The organism is Rhodococcus sp. CX (assembly GCF_015865005.1).
Classification (GTDB): Bacteria; Actinomycetota; Actinomycetes; order Mycobacteriales; family Mycobacteriaceae; genus Rhodococcus.
Genome location: NZ_JADZGH010000172.1, coordinates 21,083 through 23,871, shown reverse-complemented (window position 1 = coordinate 23,871; position 2,789 = coordinate 21,083). Strand labels below are relative to the sequence as shown.

General features: G+C 70.1%; 3 protein-coding genes. 1 reads left to right on the top strand and 2 read right to left on the bottom strand.

From position 1 onward, the window contains the following. The coding region (locus I0Q12_RS33190) for a helix-turn-helix domain-containing protein (protein WP_231610958.1) at positions 1-202 on the bottom strand (202 nt) is incomplete at its 3' end. A 211-nt stretch (positions 203-413) separates the two neighbouring features. On the opposite strand from I0Q12_RS33190, the gene I0Q12_RS18340 reads away from it, so the two are divergent. Then, a complete protein-coding gene (locus tag I0Q12_RS18340) occupies positions 414-1,247 on the top strand; it encodes a class I SAM-dependent methyltransferase (protein ID WP_197253312.1) in 834 nt (277 codons plus the stop codon). Between the two features lie 12 nt (positions 1,248-1,259). Here the strand turns inward: I0Q12_RS18340 and I0Q12_RS18335 are convergent, their stop codons facing one another. Further along, the gene (locus I0Q12_RS18335; protein WP_374068722.1) at positions 1,260-2,681 is read right to left on the bottom strand and encodes a family 43 glycosylhydrolase; all 1,422 of its coding nucleotides are present in this window, start codon (positions 2,679-2,681) and stop codon (positions 1,260-1,262) included. Positions 2,682-2,789: the final 108 nt, after the last annotated feature.

Here is a 2,789-nt window from a genome sequence, read left to right as displayed (position 1 = left end):
CCCGACGCACGATGCCCGCGGCCGTCAGCTGATGCAGCCGGGTGGACAGCAGCGACGGCGACATCCGCGGCAGCCCCCGCCGCAGTTCGTTGAATCGTTCGCTGCCGAGCACCAACTCGCGCACCACCAGCAGCGTCCACCGTTCGTCGAACAGCTCCATCGCCTTCGCGACCGGGCAGAACTGGTGATAGGACGCGCCCATGCTCGAATGCTAGGCCGACGCGACCGGCCGTACCCGGCGATCGCGGTACAGATCCTGTACTGGAAGCGCTGCGTCGCCCGTTCCTACAGTCGAAGCACGACCCGATCATCTCCTCGAATCACGAATCGGGACGTATCCCGAAGCACGAGAAAGGAGGCCGGCGCACTCACCCTCCCGCACGAACGCGGGAGGGTCCGCGCCGGAACACACGATGAGCGAATCAACGACAGCAGCGATCGACGACCGCGCGTTGAAGGCGAAGCATCGGGCGATGTGGGCGCTCGGGGACTACCCGTCGGTCGCCACCGAGGTGATCCCGACACTCGGCCCGATTCTGGTGTCCGCGTGCGAAGTCGGCGCGGGAGACCGGGTTCTCGACGTCGCGGCAGGGTCGGGCAACGCGGCGATCCCCGCCGCGCTCACCGGGGCCACGGTGGTCGCGACGGATCTGACGCCGGAACTGTTCGAGATGGGCCGCCGCGACGCCGCCGCCGCGGGCGCGACCCTCACCTGGCAGGAGGCCGACGCCGAGGCGCTCCCGTTCGACGACGCGAGCTTCGACGTCGTGCTCTCCTGCGTCGGTGTCATGTTCGCGCCGCACCACCAGGCGGCCGCGGACGAACTGGTCCGCATCACCCGGCCCGGCGGCCGCATCGGGCTGCTGAGCTGGACCCCCGAGGGATTCATCGGCCGCATGTTCGCGACCATGAAGCCGTACGCGCCGCCGCCCCCGCCCGGTGCCCAGCCGCCGCCGCTGTGGGGGGACGAGCAGCACGTGCGGTCGCTGCTGGGGGACCGGGTCACCGACGTGCAGGCGCACAAGGAGAAGCTGCGGGTGGAATGCTTCGGCAGCGGCGAGGAGTTCCGGGACTTCTTCAAGGCGGCGTACGGGCCGACCATCGCGGTCTACCGGGCGATCGCCGACGAACCCGACCGCGTCGCCGCACTCGACCGCGACCTGGCGGAGCTGGGCCGCAGCTTCGACCAGGGCGGGGGAGCGATGGAGTGGGAATACCTGCTGCTCACCGCACGACGCGCCGGCTGACCGGACGCGAGGTCACAATGCGGAGCCGGTCTGCGCGACGGGTGCCAGGGGCTGCGGGGGTGCGTCGAGGCCGTGCACCGCACCGAAGTCGACGACGTCCGCAGCGTCGGTGCCGGCAAGGGCGTAGAGATCGTAGGTGCCCGTCGACGACGCCGGCGGGGTGAACGTCAGCTTCTCCTCGCGCACCTCGCCGGGTTGCAGCGTCACCTCGATCGGGTCGGCGACCGTCGCGCCGAGTCCGCCCTCGGGCGCACCGACACCGAGCCACACCCGGCCGGAGAACGGCTCGTCGCCGGCGGTGAGAACCACCGTGGCCTCGGCCTCCCCGGTCGGGGCGGGCACGGCTTCGATCTCCAGCGACACCTCCACCGGAAGGTCGATGTCCGGGACCTGCGGGCGGGTGGACGACGGTGATCCGTCCCCGATATCGGGCCAGTCGTCCGCCCACACGATCCGGTCGATCAGAGCCTCGCGTCGCTGAGCGCCGCTGGGCAGCTTGATGTCCCGGCGCGGGCTCGCGTGGTAGACGATCCAGTCGTCCCCGGCGTCGTCGGTGACGACGCTGTTGTGGCCGGGTCCGGCCCAGCGGTCGCTGCCCGCGAGGATCAGTGCGCCGCCCCCGTCGCCGAGATCCTGGCCCTTGCGGTCGAGATACGGCCCGGTCAGGGAGGTGGACCGGCCGGCGATCACCCGGTAGGCGGTGTTGCCGCCGTTGCAACAGTTCCCGGCCGAGACGAACAGATAGTAGAAACCGTTGCGGTGCACCACGAACGGGCCTTCGAACCGTTCGTCGGCGACCTTCACGGGGGTGCCGTCCGGCGCGGTGCCGTCCGGGGAGAGCGGGATCGCGTAGACGCCCTTGAAGTTTCCGACGAGCATCGTCTTCCCGGTGCCGTCGTCCCAGACGAACGGATCGATCGTGCCCTCGATTCCGACGTCCTCGGCGCAGAACACCGGCCGGCCCAGATCCGTCCACGGTCCCGCCGGGTCGGGGGAGGTCGCCAGGCCGATGCACGGATTCGAGACGTCGTTCAGCGAGTAGTACAGGTGGTACACCCCGTCGAATTCGTGGATGCTCGGCGCCCACGGGTGCTTGCCGGGATCGTGCCACGCGGGAGGCTGATCGAACACGTCACCGACGTACATCCAGTCCACGAGGTCGTGGGAGGTGAACATCCCCATCGTGTGCATCCCGCGGCCGTCACCCCAGTCGTCGGCCGTGCTGTAGAGGTAGAACGTGCCGTCCGGGGCGCGCAGGACCGACGGGTCCGCGGCCACCGGTTCGACGACCGGATTCGCGTGCGCCACCTGGGCGGGTGCGATCAGGGCGGCGAGCAACCCCAGGATCGCCGCCGCGATCCACCGTCCTCCGGAGCGGTGTCGGGCGACGGGTGTACGACGCGCCCGCGGCACGGTGATCCGATGGTTCTGCACGTCGCTCCTCGATGTCGGCCCAACCCGCCCGAAGTGCGACAAATGTATACGGATGTGACTCGTGTGACAGCAGATGCGGAAGGCCGACCGCGGGACCGTGACGCAACC